Source organism: Ancalomicrobiaceae bacterium S20 (assembly GCA_040269895.1).
GTDB classification, from domain to species: Bacteria; Pseudomonadota; Alphaproteobacteria; order Rhizobiales; family Ancalomicrobiaceae; genus Methyloraptor; species Methyloraptor flagellatus.
The window spans coordinates 341771-365639 of the sequence record CP158568.1; the positions used below are offsets into that span (position 1 = coordinate 341771).

Below are 23869 nucleotides of genomic sequence, written 5' to 3' on the forward strand. Positions count from 1 at the left end.
CACACCTTCATTCCTACGTGCCGTCGTGCTGGAATGAGCTCGTGTCCAGATCGGATGCCGCGGTGATTTGAGGAGCAGCTTGCGCCGCGTGACCAAACGCTAAAGCGCCACGGACGAGAGGTTCGTGGCACGCCTTGGGTGAAGACGCCATGACGAAGGTCCGCAACACCATCATCCAGTCCCGTTCCCATCAAGCGGGTTTCCGACGCGCCGGTCTCGCGGCGCTTGCGCGTGCCGTCCTGAAACGGGCGGCGGCGTTTCTGGCCGGTCTGGTACCGGTCGCGCAGCCGCGGCTCGTACCGGTCCGCGTCCGGCGCGCGGCGGTCGAATGCCGGGCGCGCGATGTTCGATGTGCTGAGCGCGTCGAGCTCGGCGTCGGTGCGCTGAGCGCCATCGCCTTCAGGATCTCGCCGGCCCGCCCCCCGTGTCTGTCTGGCCCGAGCAATGGGCCCGGGCATCGGTCGGGTCCGCGAGAGACCGGATCCTTATCCTTGTCACTGATCAAAGACGGGGCTTTCCGCCCGCGCGAGAACGCGCCGGCGACGTGCGCCCGTCGCGGAGAATCAATCATGTCCGACAGTTATCTGATCGAAATCGACGAACGTCCCGCCGGCATCCTGGTCCGCGAGGGCGGTTCCTACGCCTTCCATGCCGTTTCCGGCCGCTACCGGTCGCTCGACGGACGGACCTATCCGGGGCCGGGCGCGGCCGAGCGGGCGGCGCGCAAGCTCGCGCCGGGGCGTCGGCCGCAGGCCGCGGCGCCCTTCGGCCCGCGTCGCGGGGCGCCGGTGCAGGACGCGTTGTTCGGTTGAGCTCAGGCCCCGCCCTCGTGGCGGGGCCTTTTCGTTTCCCCGGCCTTGCGCGGTCGGTGGAAACGTCATTCCTGAACGGATGCCACTTCGCCCGCCGGAGCCGCTCTTTGCGCTTCTGATTGGAACGCATTTGCTTCCGGCCGTCGGAAACCTGGCCCACTCTGGGAGCGGATCCGGCGGACTGCCGTTCATCCCCATCAAAACACAGGGAGCGAAACGATGACGCTCGACAGCAAGAATCCCGAGACGCTCGCCCTCCATGCCGGCTGGCGCGCCGATCCGGCGACCGGCTCGGTCGCGGTGCCGATCTATCAGACGACCTCCTACCAGTTCCGCGATGCCGAACACGCCGCGAACCTGTTTGCGCTCAAGGAGCTCGGCAACATCTACACCCGCATCATGAACCCGACGACGGACGTGCTCGAGAAGCGCGTCGCGGCGCTGGAGGGCGGCGTCGCCGCGCTCGCGCTCGCCTCGGGCCAGGCCGCTTCGGCCTTCGCGATCCAGAACGTCGCCCGCGCCGGCGACAATGTCGTGTCCTCGACCGACCTCTACGGCGGCACCTGGAACCTGTTCGCCAACACGCTGAAGGATCAGGGCATCGAGGTTCGCTTCGTCGACCCGTCCGATCCGGAGAATTTCCGGCGCGCGACCGACGACAAGACCCGCGCCTACTATGCCGAGACGCTGCCGAACCCGAAGCTGATCGCCTTCCCGATCGCCGAGGTCGCCGCGATCGGCCGCGAATTCGGCATTCCGCTGATCGTCGACAACACGGCGGCGCCGCTGACCGCGCGGCCGTTCGACCACGGCGCGGCAGTCGTCGTCTATTCGTCGACCAAGTATCTCGGCGGCCACGGCACCTCGATCGGCGGCCTGATCGTCGACGGCGGCAATTTCGACTGGGCGGCCAATCCGGAGCGCCAGCCGCTCCTGAACCGGCCGGATCCGAGCTACCACGGTGCGGTGTGGACGGAAGCCGTGAAGCCGCTCGGGCCGATCGCCTACATCATCAAGGCGCGTGTCACGCTGCTGCGTGACCTCGGCGCGGCGATCTCGCCGTTCAACGCCTTCCTGACCCTTCAGGGCATCGAGACGCTGCATCTGCGCATCGACCGCCACTTCGAGAACGCCGTGAAGGTCGCCGACTGGCTGGCCAAGCGGCCCGAGGTGACCAAGGTCATCCATCCGAGCCAGCAGACGGGTGTCGCGCGCGAGCGGGCGGAGAAATATCTGAAGCGCGGCTTCGGCGGGCTGGTCGGGTTCGAGCTTGCCGGCGGGCGCGAGGCCGGGCGGCGGTTCATCGACGCGCTCGAACTGCTCTATCACGTCGCCAACATCGGCGACGCGCGCAGCCTCGCGATCCATCCGGCCTCGACCACCCATTCGCAGCTCTCGCCCGACGAGCAGCTCGCGACCGGCGTCAGCGAGGGCTATGTGCGGCTGTCGATCGGCATCGAGCACATCGACGACATTCTCGCCGATCTCGATCGCGGTCTGGCCGCGGCCGGCGGCGCGGGCCTGCGCACGGCGGCCGAATAAGCTCCCGCGCCACCGAGAGCGGGCCCGAGCCGGGCTCGCCTCGGGGCGGCCGATCGGTCATGATGAGGAGGCCCGGGGACGATCGTCGCCGGGCCGCTGCTTTCATGGGACGCGCGGGCTTGGACACGGACGATATGGACGACTGGGCCGAGCCGGGCCTGGGCCTCAGCGAGGCGGAGGCTTCGGCGCTCTGCCAGGCCTGCGGCGCGTGCTGCGCCTACTCGGCCGAATGGCCGCGCTTCAGTCTGGAAACGGACGAGGAACTAGCACTGATTCCGGAGGCGCTGGTCGACGATCCGAACGGCCGGATGCGGTTTGTCGATGGTCGCTGCGCCGCGCTGGACGGCACGCTCGGCGAGCATGTCGGCTGCTCTTGCTATCAGGTCCGGCCGCTGGTCTGCCGGACCTGCATGCCGGGCGATCCGGAATGCGCTATCGCTCGGGACGCACGCGGGTTTCCGCCGATCGTGGCGGCGGCGTGAGGTCGTCGGGAGACGGGCCGGGGCAGGCCGGGAGCCCGGTCGCGAGCACCGTGAGCCCGGCTGGTATCATCGCTTCGCTCACGAAAAAATTCGCGGGTTCGCGCGAGAAAACACGAGCATTTTTTTGAAAACGTGGTATGGACGCGGCTCCTGACAGCCGAGGCCGGGGGCGATGGCATTGCCACGTCTGCCGCCACGAACCAAAAAGTGGTGAGGAACTTGCAGGTTCTCGTTCGTGACAACAACGTCGATCAGGCGCTCCGCGTCCTGAAGAAGAAGATGCAGCGCGAAGGCATTTTCCGCGAGATGAAGCAGCGGAAGGCCTATGAGAAGCCGTCCGAGCGCAAGGCTCGCGAGAAGGCCGAAGCCGTGCGCCGCGCCCGCAAGGCCGCGCGCAAGCAGGCCCAGCGCGAAGGCCTCCTCCCGGCGCCGAAGCGCGTCGTCAAGGGCGCCCGCTGATTGATCGACGGCGCGGGAGGCCGATCCTCCCGCTCGAGCCTGTCATGTGAGATGAAATGCGCCGTGCGGCCCCGCGCGGCGCTTTCGTTCGTCGGTGCGTCCGGATCGCAAGGCGATCCCCGCGCGATCGCGGGCGCCCAGTACCCCGGCGGAGATGCCATTGAGGCACTCCGATGCTCTCACGCGGTCGGAACGGTCCCTCCATCGATGACATATTCGGTGCCGGTTATGGCTGCGGCGCGAGGGGAGGCCAGGAACGCGATCAGATCGGCGATCTCGGCGGGCTTCACCGGTCGACCGAGCGGAATGCCGCCCAGCGCGTTCATGATGATCCTCTTGCCGCCCTCATAGTCCGTGCCGGCATCCTTCGCGAGCCGTTCCGCGAGGGCCACGGCGGCGTCTGTCTCGATCCAGCCCGGCGATACACGGACCACCCTGATGCCCTTGGGCGTCACTTCCTTCGACAGGCTCTTGCTGTAGGTCGACAGCGCGGCCTTGGCCGCTGCGTAGGCGGTCGTCGAGTCCGGCAGAGGCAGTTCGTGCTGGATCGAGGTCACGTGGATGATGACGCCCTCTCCCCGGGCGATCATGGACGGGAGCAGCGCGCGGTCGAGACGGACCGCGGGCATGAGATTGTGATCGATCTCCCTTTGCCATTCCTCGTCGGTCAATGCCGCAAACCCACCCGCCGGTGCTGTCGATCCGCCGAGCATATTGACGAGAATGTCGATGCCGCCGGCGATCCGGATCGCTTCCTCTGCGACCTTGGCGCACCCTTTCGCGGTCAGCAGGTCGGCGGCGATGTAATGGACATTGCCGCTGCCGTTCTCGGGCACGGTCCGGGCCGTTGCGGTCACGTGGGCGCCTGCGGCCGCAAGGGCCTGGACGACCGCGGCACCCGCCCCCTTGGTGCCACCCGTCACGAGGGCGCGTTTTCCGCCGAGCGCGAGATCGAAGCTCATGGGACGATCTCCAGCCGGGCGATCAAGTCATCCGAAAGCGTAAAGGCGTAGCGAAGGTCGACCGGGCTGCCTGGAAAAGTCCCGGCCACATGGGCTGTGACGACGAGCCTGCCGCTCTGATCCTCAACCGCGATGGGGGTGGCGGTGTAATCGTATTTTGCGGACGCCGCGGCCTTCCAGGCCGCGATCGCCTCGCGCCCTGTGTGGGTCCTCTTCTCATCGATGACAACGGCGTCGGCCGTGAAGCACTTGGCGACCGCCACGGGGTCTGAGGCATCCGCGGCAAAGTAATCGGCGATAGGCTCGGGTAGTGCGAAAGGCATGATCGATCTCCGGGTCGACTTGTCCCGCTTTCGAAAATGGCCTAACTTTCCAAAATCGCAAGAACACACGAAAAAGTAAGGTACTTACGAAAAAGTATGTCCGAACAATATACGAGAGAGACGGCAGCGGAGGGCGTCGAAAATGCCCTCAAGCTTTTGGAGGGGCGCTGGAAGCTGGTGATCCTGTTTCACCTCTTCGGCGGGCATGTCCTGCGCTTCTCCGATCTCGAGCGCGCCATCCCCGGCGTCTCCCAGAAGATGCTCATCCAGCAGCTTCGGCAGATGGAAAAGGACGGGATCGTGCGCCGCATCGTGCACCACCAGGTGCCGCCAAAGGTCGAGTACTGCCTTACGGACTGGGGGCAGGCCTTGTGTCCGGCTCTGGATGCGCTGCTCACCTGGGCTGCGCAGCGCGAGGACACAGCAAGGCAAGGCCAGGCCGCTGCCGGTCCGGACCGGGCGGTCTGATCTCCGCCGAAGACCGATCCGAGGCGCGACGGTCTGCGACCGGAGCACGCGGGCGTCGATTTCAGCCGATCGGCCGCTCGTCGAGCGCGACGGTCTTGACCATCAGATGCACCGGATCGCCGACGGTGCGGCCGATCTCGGCGAGGCCCATGCGGGTGACGGCGGCGGTCACCGTGCCGCCGCCCGGCAACTCGATCTCGACGCGCGCGACCGCGCCCGGACCCGGCACGATCCGGGCGATCAGGCCGCGCAACACGGTGCGTACCGTAGACGGGCCCGGCGGCTCGGCCGATAGCGCGACGTCGGTCGCGCGGATCACGACCCGCCGTGTTTCGCCCGGCCGGCCGACCCGGCCGGCGACGCGGATCGCACCGGCGGGATGCATGAGCGGGGTCAGATCCCAGGCCTCGTCATAGTCACCGGCGGTGACCGTCAGCACCGAGGCGAGGGCGAAGCGGTCGATATCGCCGTCGAGGCCGTGGCCGAACACCTCCTCCGGCGGGCCGCTCGCCGCGATCCGGCCGTCGCGCAGGATCAGCACCTTGGCCGCGAGCCGCGCGACCTCCTCGATCGCGTGGCTGACATAGACGATCGGGATCGCGAACTCGTCGCGCAGGCGCTCGATCAGCGGCAGGATCTCGCGCTTGCGGTCCTGATCGAGGGCGGCGAGCGGCTCGTCCATCAGGAGGATGCGTGGGCTCGCGATCAGCGCGCGGCCGATCGCGACGCGCTGGCGCTCGCCGCCGGAGAGGCCGGCCGGGCGGCGCTTCAGGAGATGGCCGATGCCGAGCGTCTCGATCACCGGGCCGGGCGCGATCCGCCGCTCGGCGCGGGGCGTGAACAGGCGGCCGAAGAACAGGTTCTGCTCGACGCTCAGATGGGGGAACAGCAGCGCGTCCTGATAGACGAGGCCGACGCGGCGGCGCGGTGGGGCCAAGAAGACGCCGCGCGCGGTGTCGACCAGCACGGTGCCGTCGACCTCGATGCGGCCGGCGCTCAGGCGCGCCAGCCCGGCGATCAGGTTGACCAGCGTCGACTTGCCCGAGCCGGACGGGCCGAACAGCGCCAGGATGCCGGCGTCGTTATGAAAGTCGGCTTCGAGCCGGAAGGCGCCCTGGGTATGGTCGATCTCGGCGCGGATCATTCGGCGAGCCCCGTGGAGCGGCGCGCGCGCCGTTCGAGCAGGCCCGAGCCGACGAGCGCGAGCAGCGCGACGGCCACCGCGATCAGGGTCAGCCGAAACGCCTGGGCGTCGCCGCCCGGGATCTGGGTCGCGGAGTAGATGGCCGCCGAGATCGTCTGGGTCTCGCCGGGAATGTTCGACACGAAGGTGATCGTCGCGCCGAATTCGCCGAGCGCCTTGGCGAAGCAGAGGATCGCGCCGACCACCACGCCGGGCAGCGCGAGCGGCAGCGTCACCAGCACGAAGCTGGCGATCCGTCCGGCGCCGAGCGTGCCGGCGGCCTGTTCGAGGCGCCGGTCGATGCCTTCGATCGACAGCCGGATCGCGCGCACCATGAGCGGGAAGCCCATCACCGCGCAGGCGAGCGCCGCGCCGGTCCAGCGGAACGACAGCACGATCCCGAATGTGTGGTCGAGGAAGGCGCCGACGGGGCCGCGGCGCCCGAACAGGACGAGCAGGATATAGCCGGTGACGACCGGCGGCAGCACGAGCGGCAGATGCACGAAGCCGTCGAGCAGGCTCTTGCCCCAGAATTTCCCGCGCGCCAGCGCCAGCGCCACCAGGATTCCGAGCGGCAGGCTCGCCAGCGTCGCGACCGTCGCGATGCGCAGGCTGAGCCGGATGGCGGTCCATTCGTCAGGGGTGAGGTCGAACACGACGAAAAACCATTGGCTGGACAGGGGCAGGGCGGACACCCGTCGGGGGCGGGCGCTTCGGGCGAGCTTAGCCGTGCGGCGGCCAGGAAGCCAAGGGGGAGGCGCGTGAAGCCATGTCGTGGAAAATACGGCTTGTGGGTAGAGCCGTATCTCGGACAATATGGCTTACCCTTTTGTCAGGAGAGTGTTCGATGGCCTGTCCGTCCCGCCGTTCCGTCCTCGCCGCGCTGGTCGCGGGCGTCCTCTCGCTCGGCGCTTTCGGCTCCGCCGCCACCCCGGCGGCGGCGCAGTCCGGCGACATCGTGTTCTTCGCGGCGGCGAGCCTGAAGACCGCGCTCGACAGGATCGCGGCCGACTGGCAGGCCAAGACCGGCAAGAAGGTGGTGTTCTCCTATGCGGCGAGTTCCACCCTCTCCAAGCAGATGGAGGCCGGCGCGCCGGCGCAGCTGTTCGCCTCCGCCGATCTCGACTGGATGGACTACGCGCAGTCGAAAGGCCTGATCAAGACCGACAGCCGCCGCACGCTGCTCGGCAACCGGCTCGTGCTGATCGCGCCGGCCGACAAGGCCAAGCCGGTCGAGATCAAGCCCGGCTTCGATCTCGCCGGCCTCGTCGGCGACGGCCGTCTGTCCGTCGGCCAGATCGCCTCGGTGCCGGCCGGCAAATATGCCAAGACCGCGCTCGAGAAGCTCGGCGCCTGGGCCGGCGTCGAGCCGAAGCTCGCGCAGGCGGAGAGCGTGCGCGCCGCGCTCGCCTTCGTGGCGCGCGGCGAGACGCCCTATGGCATCGTCTACGCGACCGATGCCAAGGCCGAACCGAAGGTCGCCGTGGTCGGTGTGTTCCCGGAGGACAGCCATCCGCCGATCGTTTATCCTTTCGCGCTGACCCCTCGGCGGGCCCGGACGCGGCCGCGTTCCTGGCGAGCCTGTCGGAACCGGCGGCGGTCAAGGTGTTCGAGGCCGAGGGGTTCTCGATCCTGGCGAAGTGACGCGTCGCGACAGGTGAGGCCGGGGGCAACGGGCCTCGCAGAACGGGGAAGCGGAAGGGCCATGGACGGCAGCGGCGGCGGCAAGGCGACGGGCGCGGATCTCACGATCACGATCGCGCTGCCGAACGGCGTGCGCCTGTCGGCCGAGGACGTCGCGCTGCTCGAGGCGATCCGGCGCGTTCGCTCGATCACCGGTGCCGCCAAGGCGCTCGGCATCTCCTATCGCAAGGCTTGGCTGATGGTCGATGCGTTGGCGCGCGGCTTCGAGAGCCCGGCGGTGACGACCCATCCCGGCCGCCGCGAAGGCGGCTCGGAACTGACGCCGTTCGGCGAGCGGCTGATCGCGCTCTATCGCTCGGTCGAGCGCCGCTCGCGCTCGGCCGCGGGGGCGGCACTCGGCGAACTGGTCGCCGGGCTCGACTGGTCGTTCAGGGTCGAGGGGGCCGATGCCGACCTCACGGCGCGGGCGGCCACGGACGAGGCGTGACCTCGCCCTCCGGGCTGATCGCGGCTTTCTCGATCGCAACGGCCTTCACCATCGCCCAGGCCCGCAGGCCCGGCTCCAGGCCGAGGCGTTCGACCGATTCGGTGGTCACGAGCGCGTCGAGCCGTGTCGTGCCCAGATCGAAGGTCACCCGGACATAGGGCAGGGCCAGCGGCTCGACCGCCAGGATCGTACCGGGCAGGCGATTGGTGATCGAGATGTCCATCGGCCGCGACAGCGCGACGGCGACGTCGCGGGCGTCGATCTCGACGCTGACCCCGTGGCCGATCTCGAAATCGACCGCCGGCACGCGCAACTCGCCGTCGGCGAATTGCAGGGTCGACAGGCCGTAGGTCCGGTCGTGGCGCAGCACGCGCGCGAAGATGGCCGTGCTCGGCCAGGGCGATCTGGGGTCTTGGCTCAGGGGCGCGGCGTGCATCGGCGGTCGGTCCCACGTTGCAACGCGCGGCCTCCCGTCGGGATCCGCGCGCGCTGGTACGACGACGAGAGTTCCACAAGCCGGGCGCAAGCTCCAGTCTCCGATCCGGATGCCGGCAGCGCGTCCGGTGCTGTTTCCTTTTCGCGGCGAAGGCGATAGGGCTGCCGGACGGTTCACTGTCGGAGAGGCTCCAGATGACCGCCTTTGTCATTCCCGCACCGGCGCAGCCGGCGGTTCCCGTCGCCGGCGGCGGCCGTTTCCCCGTGCGCCGCATCTTCTGCGTCGGGCGCAACTACGCCGATCACGCCCGCGAAATGGGTGGCGATCCCGATCGCGAGCCGCCGTTCTTCTTCACGAAACCCGCCGACGCGATCGTGACCAGCGGCGCGGCGACGCCCTACCCGACCGAGACCGCCGAGCTGCATTTCGAGATCGAGCTGGTGGTCGCGATCGGCACCGCCGGACGCGATATCGCGGTGGGCGATGCGTTGGCGCATGTCTATGGCTACGCGGTCGGCATCGATCTGACCCGCCGCGATCTCCAGGCCGCCGCCAAGAAGGGCGGCCGGCCCTGGGACATGGCCAAGGGCTTCGACGCCTCGGCGCCGATCGGCTTCATCCAGCCGGCGTCGGTGATCGGGCACCCCGCCAAGGGCGGAATCACGCTCAGCGTCGACGGGGTAATCAAGCAGTCGTCGGATCTCGCCAAGATGATCTGGTCGGTGCCGGAGACGATCGCCTGTCTGAGCCGCCTCGTCGCGCTGGAGCCGGGTGATCTGATCTTCACCGGCACGCCGGACGGCGTCGGGCCGACCGTGCGCGGCGAGGCACTGCACGGCAGCGTCGAAGGGGTCGGCGAGATCCTGACGCGAATCGTCTGAGACCCACGCCGTAGAGAACACCGACGGGCGCCGGTGTTTCCGGCGCCCGTTCGCATGCGAGGCCGGCGATCACTTCTTCCGATCGCGCGCCGTCTCGCCCTTGCGCTCCTTGGCCTTGGTCTTCGCCAGGGCCTTGCGGTTTTCTGCCGGGCTCTGCTCATTGGAGGCGCCGGCCTCGTGAAGCGCGATGGCGATCGCCTGTTTCGGGTTCTTCACCGTCTTGCCGCTGCCCGACTTCAGCTCGTGATGCTTGTATTCGTGCATCACGCGATCGACGGTTTCCTTCTGGCCTTTGGTCTCCTTGGGCATTCGTGCCTCCTCCCGATCCTCGGTTCCAGTCAACGGCCTGGTGACGTCGCGGTTCGGCCGGACCGAGAGCTTTGCGTTTCATGCAAGGCTGCAACGACGTCCCCTGTGGGGAACCGACGTGTGGGGCTCTGCTTTGAGACTGGTCGCAGGGGCCGAGCTGGAGCTCGGCTTTCGCGTCATCGAGAGGGAGTGACCGCGTGGCCGCCGAACATCTCCTCGAACGGGCGCTGCGCCCGCTGATCGCCACCGGCCGTCTCGACGTGGTGACGCCGGACGGCTCGCGCTTCTCGGTCGGCTCGGGCGACGAGCCGCGCGTCACGGTGCGGCTCGCCGACGGCGGGGCTGCGCTCGCCTTGATCGCCGATCCGGAACTGAAATTCGGCGAGCTGTTCACCGACGGCCGGCTCGTGGTCGAACGCGGCACGGTCTACGATCTCCTGCGCGTGCTGCTGCAGGACAATCACGGCGACCGCGGCCGGCTGCCGGGACGTTTGTTGCATACAATACGCGCGTGGCTCCGGCCGTTGTTCGCGCGAAACGGCCTCGCCGGCGCCCGGCACAATGTCGAGCACCACTACGACCTCGACCGCCGGCTCTATTCGCTCTTCCTCGACGACGACCTGCAATATTCCTGCGCCTATTTCGAGCATCCCGATGCGACGCTGGACGAGGCTCAACGCGCCAAGAAGCGGCACGTCGCGGCCAAGCTCGGGATCGAGCCGGGCATGAGCGTGCTCGACATCGGCTGCGGCTGGGGCGGGCTCGCGCTCTACCTTGCGGACGTCGCGGAGGCGGGTCGGGTGCGCGGCATCACGCTGTCGAAGGAGCAGGCCGCGGTCGCCGCCGCCCGCGTCCGCGCCGCGGGGCTCCAGGAACGGATCGACATCGCGATCGAGGACTACCGCGCGACGCAAGGCACGTTCGACCGGATCGTCTCGGTCGGCATGTTCGAGCATGTCGGGCGCGCTTGGTATGACGCCTTTTTCCGCGTCAGCGCCGACCGGCTCGCCGACGACGGGGTGATGCTGTTGCATACAATTGGCCTGACCGGCAGACCGAACGACACCAACCCGTGGATCACCCGCTACATCTTCCCCGGCGGGCATCTGCCGACCTTGTCGGAGATGCTGCCGGCGATCGAGCGGTCCGGTCTGGCGGTGACCGACATCGAGGTGCTGCGGCTCCACTACGCCGAGACGCTCAGGATGTGGCGCGAGCGCTTCCTCGCGCGTCGCGACGAGGCGCTGCGGCTTACCGACGAGCGGTTCTGTCGCATGTGGGAATGCTACCTCGCCATGTCGGAGGCGGCGTTCCGCTTCGAGGACGTGGTGGTGTTTCAGGTCCAGCTCGCCAAGCGCAACGACGTGCTGCCGATCACCCGCGACTACATCGCCGACCGGGAAGCACGCTACCGGGCGCGCGAGGCCGTGTTGCCGGCGCGCCCGGTGCCGGTGTCGGTGCCGGCGGCCGCGGTTGCCGTGACCGCCGTGCCGGCCTGATCCTCACATGCGGGTCTCGCCCGAGCGGCCGAGGTCGGCCGGGCTGTCGGAGAGACTGGCGGTCAGGATCTCCCAGGCCTGGCTCGCAGTGCTCGCCTCCTCCCAGAACTGCGCCTTGCTCGGCCGGACCGTCAGCACCGCGGCGCGGCCCCCGTCGGGGCCCTCGGGGAAGTAGGCGTCGGCGACCGAGCTCCACAAGGACCGGATCAGGGCCGGATCGCGCGACAGGTTGGCGGTGCCTTCGACCGTGGCATAGACGCCCTCGGCGGGATCGCAGAACACCAGCGACACGGTGGAATCGGCGCGGATCTCGTCGGTCTTCTCGGACGGGTCGCCGGTCAGGAACCGGATCGCGCGGCTCTCGCGATCGAACATCGGCGACATCGGCCGCGCCTCGATCGCGCCGCCGTCGTGGGTGACCAGCATGCAGACATGTTCATCCTCGATGCGATCCCAGACGTCGTCGGCGGTGATGGTGCCATGGCTCATGGGGGGCTCCCGGTTCGGATGGTGCCGCCACCGGCGGTGGCAGGCGTCGGAGAGAGAACGGGAGCGGTGGCGCGGGGTTCCGGCCGGGCCGAACCTCACAAACCCGTCATGATCGCCCTTGCGCCGCCACGAAGCCTCGCCACAGTCGCGCCACTTCGAACGAGAGGTTCAACAATGCGATTCGGATTGCGTGTGCGCGGGCTCGTTGCGGCCCTGACGATTGGAACGTCGGTGATCGCCGCGAGCGCGGCTTCGGCCGCCGTGCCGTGTCAGAAGGACGGCCCGTTCGACAAATGGCTTGCGGACGTCAAGGCGGAGGCCGCCGCCAAGGGCGTGTCGCGCGCCGCGATCGAGACCGGGCTCGCCGGCGTCGCCTTCGATCCGTCGATCGTGCGCCGCGACCGCGGGCAGGGCGTGTTCCAGCAGAGCTTCCTGCAGTTCTCCGACCGCATGGTATCGGCAGACCGCATGAGCCGCGGCAAGAAGATGCTGCAGACCCACGCGGCCCTGTTTTCGCGCATCGAGAAGCAGTACGGCGTGCCGCCCGAGGTGCTGGTCGCCTTCTGGGGGTTGGAGACCGACTTCGGCTCCGATCTCGGCAAGCTGCCGGTGATCACGGCGGTCGCGACGCTCGCCTATGACTGCCGCCGGCCGGACTTCTTCCGCCCCGAGCTGATCGATCTCCTGCGCATCGTCGAGCGCGGCGACCTGAAGCCGTCCGAAATGCTCGGCGACTGGGCCGGCGAACTCGGCCACATGCAGTTCACGCCGACCGACTATTTCAAGTACGGCGTCGACTACGACGGCGACGGCCGGCGCGACGTGCGCAATTCCGTGCCGGATGCGATGGCGTCCGCCGCGAACTTCCTGGTCGGGCTCGGCTGGCGGCGCGGCGAGCCTTGGCTCGAGGAGGTGCATGTGCCGGCGAACCTGCCCTGGCAGGAGGCCGGGCTCGATATCACCCACACCCGGCAGGAATGGGCCAAGGCCGGCGTGACCCGCACCGGCGGCCGGCCGCTCACCGCCGACGGCCTGCCGGCCTCGCTGATCCTGCCGATGGGCCGGCTCGGTCCGGCCTTCCTCGCCTATCCGAACTTCCAGGCCTATCTCGGCTGGAACAAGGCCATGGTCTATTCGACCACCGCCGCCTATTACGCGACCCGCCTCGACGGCGCGGCGCCGGTCACGCGCGGCAGCGCGCCGGGCATGATGACGACCGAGCAGATGAGGGAGCTGCAGACGCTCCTGCATCGCCAGGGCTTCTCCAACGAACCCGCCGACGGCCGTCTCGGCAACGCGACACGCGCCGCGGTCAAGCAGGCGCAGCTCAAGTATGGTCTGCCGGCGGACAGCTATCCGACGGTCGAACTGCTCGCGGCGATGCGCGCGGGGCGGTGAGGGGATCTGTCGTTGCGAGGGTCGTCGACCCGTCCGGTGAGAGCTGGGCGGGTCGATAGATGAATGAGCGGGAGGTTATCTGGGGGAAGCGCCACGCGGTGCGCGTCAGCTCGCCCTCAGCGCCTTCTGAACCGCTTCCGGCGCGCGGTCGATCACCAAAAGGTAAGCGCGTGTCGGCCCCTCCGGTCGGCGGGAGCCCTGCTCCCAGTGTCGCACCGTGCCCAGGGAAAAGCCGAACCGGGCGGCAAACTCTTCTTGCGTCATGGCAAGTCGAACCCGGATCGCCTTGACGTCGATGTCGGCAGGAACGTGCACGGCGTAGCCCGACGTGTCGGTGGCGTCGTCCGCGTAAGCAATCGCTTGCTCGAGTCCACGACGGATCGCATCGGCTACGCCGTTCATCTGGTCTTCCTCCAATACGCTTCGACAAGTAGCGTGGTCAGTCGGTAGTAGTCGTTGCGGTCGCGTTGGCTCAGGTCGGCGGTGTCGTTCTTGGCGTATGCAGTCAGCGCGAAAAGCGGCATCGACCCATTATGGAAGAAGTAGATCACTCGCGCGCCGCCGCTCTTGCCACGTCCGGGGAGCCGCCAGCGCAGCTTGCGGATGCCTCCGGTCCCTTCGATCACGTCTCCAGCCTTGGGATTTTGAGCCAGAAAGTCGACGAGCATTGCACGCTCTTCGTCGTCCATGATCCGTCTTGCAGCCGAGAGGAACTCCGGGGTCTCGACGACCGTCACCGGCGCTGAACGATCCATTGCAGACTACTCCAATGGCTTAGATACCTCAAGCTCCAGCTCGGCCTATGCTATCCCTGCCGATTGAAAGTCCGAAACGGACCTTTCTCCATCGGGAAAAGACCATTGAAAAAGGGCGGGGATCGCTCCCCGCCCTTTGTGTTTCTCGCGTGCCGACCGGCCTCAGAGGCCGATGCACCAGTACTTGATGTCGAGGTAGTCCTCGAGGCCGTACTTCGAGCCTTCGCGGCCGACGCCCGAATCCTTGACGCCGCCGAAGGGGGCGACCTCGGTGGTGATCACGCCCTCGTTGATGCCGATCTGGCCGTACTTCAGCTTTTCGCCGACCCGGAACGCGCGCGACAGGTCGCGCGTGAAGAAGTAGCCGGCGAGGCCGTACTCGGTGGCGTTGGCGAGGCGCACCGCCTCGTCCTCGGTCTCGAAGCGGAACAGCGGCGCGACCGGGCCGAAGACCTCGTCGGTCGAGATCTTCATGTCCGGCGTCGCGTCGCGCAGCACGGTGGGCTCGAAGAAGCCGTGCCCCAGCGCGTGGCGCTTGCCGCCGGTCAGGATGGTCGCTCCCTTGGCGACCGCGTCGGTCACGTGGCTCTCGACCTTCTTGACGGCGCGATCGTCGATCAGCGGGCCCTGGACCACGCCGGCCTCGAAGCCGCTGCCGACCTTCAGGTCCCTGACCGCGGCCGCGAACTTCTCGGCGAAGGCGTCGTAGACGCCGGCCTGGACGTAGAAGCGGTTGGTGCAGACGCAGGTCTGGCCGGAGTTGCGGTACTTCGACTGCACCGCCGCGGTGACGGCACGATCGAGATCGGCGTCGTCGAAGACGATGAAGGGCGCGTTGCCGCCGAGTTCCATCGACACGCGCTTCATCGCGGCCGAAGCGCGGCCGGCGAGCATCTTGCCGACGGCGGTCGAGCCGGTGAAGGTGATCTTGCGGACGAGCGGGTTCTCCAGGAACTCGTCGCCGATCGGCGGGGCATGGCCCGTCACGATGTTGACGACGCCGGCCGGAATGCCGGCCTCCTCGGCGAGCACGCCCCAGGCGAGGCCCGAGAACGGCGTCAGCTCGGCCGGCTTGACCACGACCGTGCAGCCGGCCGCGAGCGCGGCGGCGACCTTGCGCGAGATCATCGAGGACGGGAAGTTCCACGGCGTGATCGCCGCGACCACGCCGACCGGCTCGCGCGTCACCATCAGGCGGCGATCGGCCCAGGGCGAGGGGATGGTATCGCCGTAGACGCGACGGGCCTCCTCGGCGAACCACTGCACATAGTTGGCCGAGCCGCCGACCTCGCCGCGCGCCTCGGCGAGCGGCTTGCCCTGCTCGAGCGTCAGCAGTTCGGCGAGCGCGTCGAGATTGGCGCGGATCAGACCGGCGAGCTTCAGAAGGATCGCGGCACGCTCGGCCGCGGTCTTGGCGGCCCAGGCCGGGAAGGCGGCGTTGGCGGCGTCGATGGCGCGCTTGACCTCGGCGCGGCCGACCGCCGGGATCGTGCCGATCATCTCGCCGGTCGCGGGATTGAACACCTCGATGACCGCGCCGTCGTCGGCTGCGACCCAGCTCCCGCCGATCAGGTTGGCCTCGCGCAGCCAGGGGTTCGTCTTCTTGAGCATGTCGGATCCTCGGATGAAAGGGATGCGGCGGGCGGCGCGGCCGCCGCCTCGAGGGCGCGGCCGCAGCGTCGGCAGGCCGAACAGGTCGGTGATGACGGGCGTCGGGTCAAGTGAGGAGCCGCTTTTCGTCGCTGCACGGCGCATCGGGCAGCGTTGCGCGAAGCGGGAGGCACTGCGGGGGCGCGGTCGGCCTTGCATGCCGGCGGGCCCCGCACGGGAGCCGCACCGCCGTATGGGAAGCCGGGCGCGGCGGAAGGGGTGCGGCAATGCGCGCCGAGCACTGGCGCGAACCGAGATTTCTTAGTTGGCACTTATGCTTGTGCGATCACGATCACGATTTGATGGCTTGTCATCCGCTGGTCGGTTCTATTTGATGCCGGAAACACCAAGACCATCGGGAAACGCCAGGAGACGGGATTCTCCACATGAAATTCTCAAGGTTGCTCGCCGTCCTCGCTCTCGCCGCCGGCCTTTCCGGCACGGGCGCCAGCGGGGCCGGGGCGGCGGAGCGTGTGCGCGTCGGCATTTTGAAGTTCGGCACCGTCGCCTGGGAGATGGACGTCGTCCGCGCCAACAAGCTCGATGCGGCGAATGGCGTCGCGGTCGAGACCGTCGATCTCGCTTCGCCGGACGCGGCGCGTATCGCGTTTCAGGCCGGCGAGGTCGATACGATCGTCTCCGACGTCCTGTGGGCGGCCCGACTCCGGGCCGAGGGCAAGCCGGTGGTCTATGTGCCGTTCTCGGCCGCCGAAGGCTCGGTCATGGTCGCGAGCGGCGCGCCGATCCGTTCGGTCGGCGACCTCAAGGCCAAGAAGATCGGCGTCGCCGGCGGTCCGCTCGACAAGGGCTGGCTGCTGCTGCAGGCCTACGCGAAGAAGACCGCCGGGCTCGATCTCGCCCGCGAGGCCGAGCCGGTGTACGGCGCGCCGCCGCTGTTGCAGCAGAAGCTCGAGAGCGGCGAACTCGACGCGGCGCTGATCTACTGGAACTTCGCGGCGCGGCTGGAGGCCAAGGGTTTTCGCGAGCTCGTCTCGGTCGAGGGGGCGGCGCGTGGGCTCGGCGCGGAGGGGCAGGTCGCGCTGATCGGCTATGTGTTCCGGCAGGACTTTGCCGATGCGCATCCGGATCTGGTGAAGGGGTTCGTTGCCGCATCGCGCGCGGCGAAGGCGCTGCTCGCCGGCCAGGATGCCGAGTGGACGCGCATCCGGCCGATCATGCGCGCCGACGACGATGCGACCTTCGCGGCCTTGAAGCGGCGTTTCGTCGAGGGCGTGCCGTCGCGGCCGATCGCCGAGGAGGCGCGCGACGCGGCCGGGCTCTATGCCCAGATCGCCGCGATCGGCGGCGAGAGGCTGGTCGGCCCGGCAAAGACGCTGCCGGACGGGACCTATTGGCAGGGGAAGTGACGTGGCACTCGACAACGGCGCCATCAGTACGGGCGAGACGACGCGGGGCGAGGCCGGGTTCGGCCCCGCCGCCGCGCGGGTCCGGCTCGGCCACGGGCGTGCGGTCGGGGAGGGGGTGGCGCGGGCGGCCGGCTCGGCGCGATCGGCTGGCGTGTCGCTTCGCTCGTCGCGCTGGTCGCGATCTGGGAGGTCGCGGCGATGGCGACCGGGCGGTCGACCCTGCCCGGGCCGAGTGCGGTCGCGCGGTTCATCGTCGCCGAGACCGCGTCGGGCGATCTCCTGCGCAATCTCGGCATGACGCTCGCGCGGGTGGTCGCGGCCTTTGTCGTGGCCATGGCGATCGGCGCGGCTGCGGGCATCGCCATGGGCCGGTTCCGGGCGGTCGATCGGGTCGCCGATACCTGGCTCGTCGTGCTGCTCAACACGCCGGCGCTGGTCATCACCGTGCTCGCCTATGTCTGGTTCGGCCTGACCGAGGCGGCGGCGGTCGGGGCGGTGGCGCTCAATAAGATCCCGACCGTCGCGGTCACGCTGCGCGAGGGTGCAAGGGCGCTCGACCCCAAGCTCGACGAACTGGCGGCGGTCTATCGCTTCTCCGCATGGAAGACGCTCCGGCACGTGATCCTGCCGCAGCTCATGCCCTATTTCGCCGCGGCGTCGCGGTCGGGCATCGCGCTGATCTGGAAGATCGTGCTGCTCGTCGAACTGCTCGGCCGGCCGAACGGCGTCGGCTTCGCGATCCACCTCTATTTCCAGATGTTCGACGTCACCGCGATCCTCGGCTACTCGGTCGCCTTCGCCGCGGTGATGCTCGCCATCGAATATGCGCTGGTGCAGCCCCTTGAGCGACACGCAACCCGTTGGCGCCCAAGGCGCGCTTGATGTCCGCATCGCGCGGAAGACCTACCGCTCCGGCCGCGGCGGCGCGGTCGAGGCCGTGCGCGGCCTCGCCTTCTCGGTGACGCCGGGGTCGTTTGCGACGCTGATCGGGCCCTCGGGCTGCGGCAAGTCGACGACGCTGCGCATCCTGCTCGGCCTCGACGACGACTTCGAGGGCGAGGTGCGGTTGCCCGGCAGCGACGAGAGCGTCGGCATGGTGTTCCAGGAGCCGCGACTCTTGCCCTGGCGCACGGTCGAGGAGAACGTCCGGCTGGCGCTGCCGAAGGCGCGCGCCGATCGTCCGCTCGACGCGCTGTTCGAAGAGGTCGGGCTCGCGGAAGCGCGCGATCGCTATCCGTCCGAACTGTCGCTCGGCATGGAGCGGCGCGTCGCAATCGCCCGCGCGCTCGCGGTCGAACCGGCATTGCTGGTGCTCGACGAGCCGTTCGTGTCGCTCGACGATCCGACCGCCGCGCGGCTGCGCCGGCTGGTCGCCGAGGCCGCGCGGCGGCGCGCCATGACCGTGCTGATGGTCACGCACAACATCCGCGAGGCGATCGAGCTTTCGGACCAGCTGATCCTGCTCGCACCGCGGCCGACACGGGTGGTCGGCGAGGTGACGCTCGACCGGCCCCGCGAAGCGCGGACGGCGGTCTGGATCGAGGCGGAGCGCGTGGCGCTCGCGACCCGCTTCCCTGCCACGGTCGAGGCCTAGTCAAGCCCAGGCGGAGGCCGGCAGGCAGGTCGGAATCGGGACACCGCGCGATTCGAGCCGCACGCCGCTGTTCCCTTGGATCGGGGCGCGGCCGGCGTAAGCTCGCCCGATCCATTCCCGGACCGAGGGGCGGGCGGCCGGACATGAGCCGAAAACAACGATTTCGGGCCTATCAGACGAAAGAACAAATCATGCGTCAATTTGACCTGAATGCGACTCTTCGATGCTGCATTGCAGCATGTCTGGCCTTGCTCGGGACGGTCGTGGGCGTGGTCGCCGCCTCCGACGCCCGTGCGGCGGACGGCGCCGTGGAGCCCTTGCCGGTCCAGGAGGTGGCGCCGGGCATCTTCGTCTATCAGGCACCCTACCAGCTCGCCGCACCGATCAACGGCGGGGCGATCGGCAACGCCGGCTTCATCGTCGGTCGGGAGGCGGTCGCGGTGGTCGACACGGGCGGTTCGGCCAAGGTCGGTGCGCGGCTCCTGGCCGCGGTGCGGGCCCGGACGGCGCTGCCGATCCGCTTCGTCATCAATACGCATTTCCATCCCGACCACGTGCTCGGCAATGCCGCCTTCGTCGGCCTGGGGGCCAAGTTCGTCGGCCACAAGAACCTCGCAGCCGCGCTGGCGGCGCGCGCGGATGTCTATCTCGAGGCGAATAAGCGCCTGATCGGTGAAGCGGATTTCGCCGGGACGGCCGTCGTGCCGCCGGACGTGGCGGTCGACGGCACCATGACCGTCGACCTCGGCGACCGGGTTCTGGAACTCGAGGCGCACCCGACCGCGCATACGAACGCCGACCTCACCGTGTTCGACCGGGCGACCCGTACCTGGTGGCTTGCCGACCTCCTGTTCGTCCGGCATGTGCCCGCTCTCGACGGCTCGCTGCGCGGTTGGCTCGCGGTCATGGACAAGGCGAAACAGCGGGCCTGCGACCGCGTCGTGCCGGGGCACGGGCCGGCTTCCGTGCCCTGGCCGGCGGCATTGGCGCCGCAGGAGCGCTATCTGGCGCGGATGCGCGACGAGATCCGCGCCAAGATCCGCGACGGCGTCAGCCTCGCCGAGGCGGCGCGCAGCAGTGGCATGAGAGAAAAAGACGCCTGGGACCTGTTCGAGGACTTCAACGCACGCAATGCGACGGCCGCCTATCACGAGTTGGAGTGGGAATGATATCGGCAACCGGTGATATGATATATCTTCTCGCACTTGCGAGATTACTCGCGCTTCGAGGATTCCCATCTGTTGCAATGCATTAAACCGATATGAACCGTGACGTCACGTCCGCCGATCGTGGCGGTGCCTTACGTGAAAATACGTATTGTTCGGTTCTCAGGGTGTTATTAGGCTCTTATCCAGTCTTCGGCTTCAACCACTTGGCGTCTGGGAGCGTCGGGTGGAGATCGCAGGCCAGGCAGGGTCGAAAAGAACCCTCAGCGCGGGACCGGCTTCACGTCGGGTCGTGACACGCTGCCGGAGATGTTGGTCCCATTAGTAGGCGTACGACGACACCCTTGCGCGCCGAGGGTGAACGATCGCGCGCATCTGGGAGGAAGCATAAAATGATCAACACGCGCATTCTTTCGGCTCTGTTCGGGTCGGCTGCGCTCGTCACGCCGGTTCTGGCGAACGACGAGGTCAGCAAGCTGACGGCGGATCCGAACCAGTGGGTCCTGCAGACCGGCGACTACGCCAACACCCGTCACTCGAAGCTCAGCCAGATCAACAAGGACAACGTTGGCAAGCTTCAGGTGGCCTGGACCTTCTCGACCGGCGTTCTGCGCGGTCACGAGGGCTCCCCGCTGGTGGTCGGCGACGTGATGTACGTCCACACGCCGTTCCCGAACATCGTCTATGCGCTCGACCTGAACAACGACGGCCGCATCCTCTGGCAGTACACGCCGAAGCAGGATCCGTCGGTCATCCCGGTCATGTGCTGCGACACCGTCAACCGCGGCCTCGCCTACGCCGACGGCAAGATCTTCCTGCACCAGGCCGACACCACGGTCGTCGCGCTCGACGCCAAGTCCGGCAAGGAAGTGTGGAAGGTCGTCAACGGCGATCCGAAGCGCGGCGAGACCAACACCGCGACCGTTCTCCCGGTCAAGGACAAGGTCATCGTCGGCATCTCGGGTGGTGAGTTCGGCGTGCAGTGCCATGTCACCGCCTACGACATGAAGACCGGCAAGAAGGTGTGGCGCGGCTATTCGGTCGGCCCCGACGATCAGATCCTGGTCGACGGCGAGAAGACCACCAGCCTCGGCAAGCCGGTCGGCAAGGACTCCTCGATCAAGACCTGGCAGGGCGACCAGTGGAAGACCGGTGGCGGCTGCACCTGGGGTTGGTATTCGTACGATCCCAAGCTGAACCTGGTCTACTACGGCTCGGGCAACCCCTCGACCTGGAACCCGAAGCAGCGTCCGGGCGACAACAAGTGGTCGATGACCATTTGGGCGCGTGACGCCGACACGGGCATGGCCAAGTGGGTCTACCAGATGACCCCGCACGACGAGTGGGACTTCGACGGCATCAACGAAATGATCCTCACGGATCAGGAAGTTGGTGGCAAGATGACCCCGCTGCTGACGCACTTCGACCGTAACGGCCTCGGCTACACGCTGAACCGCGAGACGGGCGATCTGGTCGTGGCCGAGAAGTTCGATCCGGCGGTCAACTGGACGACCGGCGTCGACATGAAGAAGGACAGCCCGACCTACGGCCGTCCGGCGGTCGTCGCCAAGTACTCGACCGAGCAGAACGGCGAAGACGTCAACACCAAGGGCGTCTGCCCGGCGGCTCTGGGCTCCAAGGACCAGCAGCCGGCGGCCTACTCGCCGAAGACCAAGCTCTTCTACGTCCCGACCAACCACGTCTGCATGGACTACGAGCCGTTCCGCGTCTCGTACACCCCGGGCCAGCCGTTCGTCGGTGCCACCCTCTCGATGTATCCGGCCCCGAACAGCCACGGCGGCATGGGTAACTTCATCGCGTGGGACGGCGTGAAGGGCAAGATCGTCTGGTCGCTGCCGGAGCAGTTCTCGGTGTGGTCGGGCGCTCTGTCGACCGATGGCGACATCGTCTTCTACGGCACCCTCGAGGGCTACCTGAAGGCGGTCGACGCCGCGACGGGCAAGGAACTCTACAAGTTCAAGACCCCGTCGGGCATCATCGGCAACGTGATGACCTACAGCCACAAGGGCAAGCAGTACGTCGCCATCCTGTCGGGTGTCGGCGGCTGGGCGGGCATCGGCCTCGCGGCCGGCCTGACCGACCCGAACGCCGGTCTCGGCGCCGTCGGCGGCTACGCCGGCCTCAAGAGCTACACGGCTCTCGGCGGCCAGCTGACCGTCTTCACCCTGCCGAACTGATCGCAGGAACCAACGTCGCGCGCGGCCCCCAAAGGGCCGCGCGTTTCGTCTTGAAGCCGGGCACGATCGACGTGCACGGAAATGTGACGTCCAGGAGCCGGCAAGGTCCGGACGCCCGAATGCGCAGCCATCGGCGCCGAAAGGCGGGTTCGACCAATTGTCTAGCCCGCTCCGAGAGGCTCGGACGTAAGCATTTCCGCGGTCTTTACGCCCCGATCGCGAGTCCGTGTGACATGCGACAAAGAGGCCCGGCTCAAGTGCTGTTGACGCCGGGCCTTTTGCTGCTAAATCCAGTCGAGGGGAAGCAAAATCAACGAGCGATCGTGACATCGATCGTCCGGGAGGAAATCCAGCCATGAACATCGCGAAGCGCGGCCGTCTTATCGTCTTCTTAGGTACTGTGTTGGCCGCCGCCAACGTCTATGCCGGACCGGCCGTGAAGGTCGAAGAGGGCAAATACCTCGACAAGGATGGCAATCCGACCTACAACAAGAAGGAAGACGGTACCTGGGATTGGTACACGTTCTCCGGGTTCCGGCGCTATCATTCCGAGTGCCACGTCTGCCACGGTCCGGAAGCCGCCGGCTCGACCTACGCACCGGCGCTGGCCGACAGCCTGAAGACGATGACCTACGACCAGTTCGTGGAGACCGTCGTGAACGGCCGCACCGTGCACACCGCGGAGAAGGAGAGCGTCATGCCCGCGCTCGGCACCAACCGCAACGTGATGTGCTACCTCGACGACATCTACGTCTACATCAAGGCTCGTGCCGATGGCGCGATCCCGCGCGGCGAGCGCCCGGAGAAGCACGAGACCAAGCTGGACTCGATCCGGACGGCCGAAAACCAGTGCATGGGGTTCTGAGATGAACCGGGCTCCGACCACCGTTCGGGCCCTGGTCCTCGCGATCGCGGTGGCCGCCGGCTTCGGCCCGGCCGCCGCGCAATATCGGGCGGCCGTCGTTTCCAACGAGGTCTTCCGAGTTTGCGCGGATCCGTCGAACCTGCCGTTTTCCAACAAGGACGGCCAGGGGTTCGAGAACAAGATCGCCGAGCTGATCGCCGCGGAGCTCAAGCTGCCGCTGCAGTATTTCTGGATGCCGTCGGGCCCCGGCTTCATCCGCAACACGCTCGGCACGAAGCTCTGCGACGTCGTGATCGGCTATGCCGCCGGCGCCGAGATCGTCCAGAATACCAATCCGTATTACCGCTCCGCCTTCGTGTTGATCACGAAGAAGGACAGCCCGCTCGCCGATGTCACGACGCTGGCGGATCCGCGGCTCAAGGACAAGCGGATCGGTATCATCGCCGGCACGCCGCCGTCCGACTACGTGCTCAAGTACGGTCTGATGGGCAAGGCCAAGCCCTATGCCCTGATCGTCGATCGCCGCTACGATTCACCTGCCGAACAGATGCTGGCCGACATCGCCAAGGGCGATATCGACGCCGGCGTGCTGTGGGGGCCGATCGGCGGCTATTTTGCGACGAAGGCCTCCGTGCCGATGGTCGTGACGCCGCTGGTCAAGGACAAGGACGGCCCGCCGATGGCCTTCCGCATCACCTTCGGCACCCGCTTCGGCGAGAGCGAGTGGAAGCATCGGCTCAACGACGTGATCAAGGCGCGGCAGAACGACATCGACAAGGTGCTGGTGTCGTTCGGGGTGCCGATCCTCGACGAGAGCGATCGGCCGATCACGCCGAAGCCATGACGCCCGGACGACGGGGCGCCCCTGAGCGCCCCGTCAGGTTCGAGGTCCGCCCCGGG

26 protein-coding genes and 1 pseudogene are annotated in these 23869 nt (G+C 68.0%); 17 read left to right on the forward strand and 10 right to left on the reverse strand.

What is annotated here, in order from left to right; translation table 11 throughout:
• Positions 1-569 precede the first annotated feature (569 nt).
• The 4 genes from ABS361_01530 (at position 570) to rpsU (ending at position 3295) form a co-directional block, all read left to right on the forward strand.
• Positions 570-812: a hypothetical protein gene (locus ABS361_01530; GenBank protein XBY45011.1), complete on the forward strand. Its 243-nt coding sequence runs from the start codon at positions 570-572 to the stop codon at positions 810-812.
• Positions 813-1031: 219 nt separating this feature from the next.
• A complete protein-coding gene (locus ABS361_01535) occupies positions 1032-2354 on the forward strand; it encodes a PLP-dependent transferase (GenBank protein XBY45012.1) in 1323 nt (440 codons plus the stop codon).
• A gap of 134 nt (positions 2355-2488) precedes the next feature.
• The gene (locus tag ABS361_01540; protein ID XBY45013.1) at positions 2489-2836 is read left to right on the forward strand and encodes a YkgJ family cysteine cluster protein; all 348 of its coding nucleotides are present in this window, start codon (positions 2489-2491) and stop codon (positions 2834-2836) included.
• 219 nt (positions 2837-3055) lie between these two features.
• Positions 3056-3295 (forward strand): 30S ribosomal protein S21, encoded by a 240-nt coding sequence (gene rpsU / locus ABS361_01545; protein ID XBY46774.1) that lies wholly within the window; start codon positions 3056-3058, stop codon positions 3293-3295.
• Between the two features lie 179 nt (positions 3296-3474).
• Here the strand turns inward: rpsU and ABS361_01550 are convergent, their stop codons facing one another.
• Together ABS361_01550 and ABS361_01555 are read right to left on the reverse strand one after the other, a co-directional pair.
• Positions 3475-4257 carry an SDR family oxidoreductase gene (locus ABS361_01550; protein ID XBY45014.1) on the reverse strand — a complete coding sequence of 261 codons (783 nt, stop codon included), beginning with the start codon at positions 4255-4257 and terminating at the stop codon, positions 3475-3477.
• Complete coding sequence (locus ABS361_01555) at positions 4254-4580, reverse strand: nuclear transport factor 2 family protein (protein XBY45015.1); 327 nt, start codon at positions 4578-4580, stop codon at positions 4254-4256. The genes ABS361_01550 and ABS361_01555 overlap by 4 nt, the downstream gene beginning before the upstream one ends.
• A gap of 96 nt (positions 4581-4676) precedes the next feature.
• Between ABS361_01555 and ABS361_01560 the strand changes: the two genes are divergently transcribed.
• Positions 4677-5048: a helix-turn-helix domain-containing protein gene (locus tag ABS361_01560; GenBank protein XBY45016.1), complete on the forward strand. Its 372-nt coding sequence runs from the start codon at positions 4677-4679 to the stop codon at positions 5046-5048.
• 61 nt (positions 5049-5109) lie between these two features.
• Here the strand turns inward: ABS361_01560 and modC are convergent, their stop codons facing one another.
• On the reverse strand, positions 5110-6192 hold the full coding sequence (gene modC, locus ABS361_01565) for a molybdenum ABC transporter ATP-binding protein (GenBank protein ID XBY45017.1): 1083 nt from the start codon (positions 6190-6192) through the stop codon (positions 5110-5112).
• Positions 6189-6887 (reverse strand): molybdate ABC transporter permease subunit, encoded by a 699-nt coding sequence (gene modB / locus ABS361_01570; GenBank protein ID XBY45018.1) that lies wholly within the window; start codon positions 6885-6887, stop codon positions 6189-6191. Before modB ends, modC begins: the two co-directional genes overlap by 4 nt.
• A 191-nt stretch (positions 6888-7078) precedes the next feature.
• On the opposite strand from modB, the pseudogene modA reads away from it, so the two are divergent.
• Positions 7079-7875 (forward strand): annotated as a pseudogene (modA, locus tag ABS361_01575) (molybdate ABC transporter substrate-binding protein).
• A 61-nt stretch (positions 7876-7936) separates the two neighbouring features.
• Positions 7937-8362, forward strand: a complete 426-nt coding sequence (locus ABS361_01580; protein XBY45019.1) for a ModE family transcriptional regulator — start codon at positions 7937-7939, stop codon at positions 8360-8362.
• Here the strand turns inward: ABS361_01580 and ABS361_01585 are convergent.
• Positions 8331-8798 (reverse strand): TOBE domain-containing protein, encoded by a 468-nt coding sequence (locus ABS361_01585; GenBank protein ID XBY45020.1) that lies wholly within the window; start codon positions 8796-8798, stop codon positions 8331-8333. The genes ABS361_01580 and ABS361_01585 overlap by 32 nt on opposite strands.
• A gap of 194 nt (positions 8799-8992) precedes the next feature.
• On the opposite strand from ABS361_01585, the gene ABS361_01590 reads away from it, so the two are divergent.
• Positions 8993-9679: a fumarylacetoacetate hydrolase family protein gene (locus ABS361_01590; protein XBY45021.1), complete on the forward strand. Its 687-nt coding sequence runs from the start codon at positions 8993-8995 to the stop codon at positions 9677-9679.
• Positions 9680-9748: 69 nt separating this feature from the next.
• Here the strand turns inward: ABS361_01590 and ABS361_01595 are convergent, their stop codons facing one another.
• Positions 9749-9988, reverse strand: coding sequence for a DUF6496 domain-containing protein (locus ABS361_01595; GenBank protein ID XBY45022.1), 240 nt, complete (start codon positions 9986-9988; stop codon positions 9749-9751).
• A 197-nt stretch (positions 9989-10185) separates the two neighbouring features.
• Between ABS361_01595 and ABS361_01600 the strand changes: the two genes are divergently transcribed.
• On the forward strand, positions 10186-11487 hold the full coding sequence (locus ABS361_01600) for a cyclopropane-fatty-acyl-phospholipid synthase family protein (GenBank protein XBY45023.1): 1302 nt from the start codon (positions 10186-10188) through the stop codon (positions 11485-11487).
• Between the two features lie 3 nt (positions 11488-11490).
• Here ABS361_01600 and ABS361_01605 read toward each other — a convergent pair whose 3' ends face one another.
• Positions 11491-11976, reverse strand: coding sequence for a pyridoxamine 5'-phosphate oxidase family protein (locus ABS361_01605; protein XBY45024.1), 486 nt, complete (start codon positions 11974-11976; stop codon positions 11491-11493).
• 174 nt (positions 11977-12150) lie between these two features.
• Here ABS361_01605 and ABS361_01610 point away from each other — a divergent pair, with 174 nt between their 5' ends.
• On the forward strand, positions 12151-13374 hold the full coding sequence (locus tag ABS361_01610) for a lytic murein transglycosylase (protein ID XBY45025.1): 1224 nt from the start codon (positions 12151-12153) through the stop codon (positions 13372-13374).
• 105 nt (positions 13375-13479) lie between these two features.
• Here the strand turns inward: ABS361_01610 and ABS361_01615 are convergent, their stop codons facing one another.
• The 3 genes from ABS361_01615 to ABS361_01625 form a co-directional block, all read right to left on the reverse strand.
• The gene (locus tag ABS361_01615; GenBank protein ID XBY45026.1) at positions 13480-13776 is read right to left on the reverse strand and encodes a helix-turn-helix domain-containing protein; all 297 of its coding nucleotides are present in this window, start codon (positions 13774-13776) and stop codon (positions 13480-13482) included.
• Positions 13773-14129, reverse strand: coding sequence for a type II toxin-antitoxin system RelE/ParE family toxin (locus ABS361_01620; protein XBY45027.1), 357 nt, complete (start codon positions 14127-14129; stop codon positions 13773-13775). Before ABS361_01620 ends, ABS361_01615 begins: the two co-directional genes overlap by 4 nt.
• Before the next feature lie 162 nt (positions 14130-14291).
• The gene (locus tag ABS361_01625; GenBank protein ID XBY45028.1) at positions 14292-15740 is read right to left on the reverse strand and encodes an NAD-dependent succinate-semialdehyde dehydrogenase; all 1449 of its coding nucleotides are present in this window, start codon (positions 15738-15740) and stop codon (positions 14292-14294) included.
• Positions 15741-16165: 425 nt separating this feature from the next.
• On the opposite strand from ABS361_01625, the gene ABS361_01630 reads away from it, so the two are divergent.
• From ABS361_01630 to ABS361_01660, 7 genes are all read left to right on the forward strand, one after another.
• Positions 16166-17146: an ABC transporter substrate-binding protein gene (locus tag ABS361_01630; protein ID XBY45029.1), complete on the forward strand. Its 981-nt coding sequence runs from the start codon at positions 16166-16168 to the stop codon at positions 17144-17146.
• Between the two features lie 198 nt (positions 17147-17344).
• Positions 17345-18028: an ABC transporter permease subunit gene (locus ABS361_01635; GenBank protein XBY45030.1), complete on the forward strand. Its 684-nt coding sequence runs from the start codon at positions 17345-17347 to the stop codon at positions 18026-18028.
• Positions 17988-18740 carry an ATP-binding cassette domain-containing protein gene (locus ABS361_01640; GenBank protein ID XBY45031.1) on the forward strand — a complete coding sequence of 251 codons (753 nt, stop codon included), beginning with the start codon at positions 17988-17990 and terminating at the stop codon, positions 18738-18740. The genes ABS361_01635 and ABS361_01640 overlap by 41 nt, the downstream gene beginning before the upstream one ends.
• Before the next feature lie 248 nt (positions 18741-18988).
• Positions 18989-19909 carry a quinoprotein relay system zinc metallohydrolase 2 gene (locus ABS361_01645; GenBank protein ID XBY45032.1) on the forward strand — a complete coding sequence of 307 codons (921 nt, stop codon included), beginning with the start codon at positions 18989-18991 and terminating at the stop codon, positions 19907-19909.
• 389 nt (positions 19910-20298) lie between these two features.
• Complete coding sequence (gene xoxF5, locus ABS361_01650) at positions 20299-22104, forward strand: lanthanide-dependent methanol dehydrogenase XoxF5 (protein XBY45033.1); 1806 nt, start codon at positions 20299-20301, stop codon at positions 22102-22104.
• Positions 22105-22459: 355 nt separating this feature from the next.
• Positions 22460-22969 carry a c-type cytochrome, methanol metabolism-related gene (locus ABS361_01655; GenBank protein XBY45034.1) on the forward strand — a complete coding sequence of 170 codons (510 nt, stop codon included), beginning with the start codon at positions 22460-22462 and terminating at the stop codon, positions 22967-22969.
• A gap of 1 nt (position 22970) precedes the next feature.
• Positions 22971-23813 carry a substrate-binding domain-containing protein gene (locus ABS361_01660; GenBank protein XBY45035.1) on the forward strand — a complete coding sequence of 281 codons (843 nt, stop codon included), beginning with the start codon at positions 22971-22973 and terminating at the stop codon, positions 23811-23813.
• Positions 23814-23869: the final 56 nt, after the last annotated feature.